The organism is Microbacterium maritypicum MF109 (assembly GCF_000455825.1).
Taxonomy (GTDB): Bacteria; Actinomycetota; Actinomycetes; order Actinomycetales; family Microbacteriaceae; genus Microbacterium; species Microbacterium maritypicum_A.
The window spans coordinates 1-309 of record NZ_ATAO01000110.1 but is presented as its reverse complement, the minus strand read 5'-3'; the positions used below and the strand labels follow the sequence as shown (position 1 = coordinate 309).

1 pseudogene is annotated in these 309 nt (G+C 77.0%); it reads left to right on the top strand.

Annotation, left to right across the window (positions count from 1 at the left end):
* Window positions 1–309 (top strand): annotated as a pseudogene (locus L687_RS43090) (histidine kinase); the annotation flags it as partial.

Here is a 309-nt window from a genome sequence, read left to right as displayed (position 1 = left end):
GCTGCGCGACGGGCCCGCACCGCGCAGCGCGCCGCCGCCGAGGCCGAGCTGCTCGCCGCAGTCGCCGGCAACGTGCTCCGCGGCGACAACGCCGTGCTGGCTCTGGTCAGCCGCACCCGAGAGGCGTTCGGCCTGAGCGGCGTGCGCCTGATCGCTCCCGACGGCGAGGTGCTCGCGAGCGACGGCGAACCCGTGGCCGACGGACGTGCCACGACCATCCCCGTCGGCGTCGTCCCCGGGGGCGGGCCCCGTGCGGTGCTGGAGCTGAACGGCGAGCCGCTCGCCGGACCCGAACGCCGCCTGTTGGAT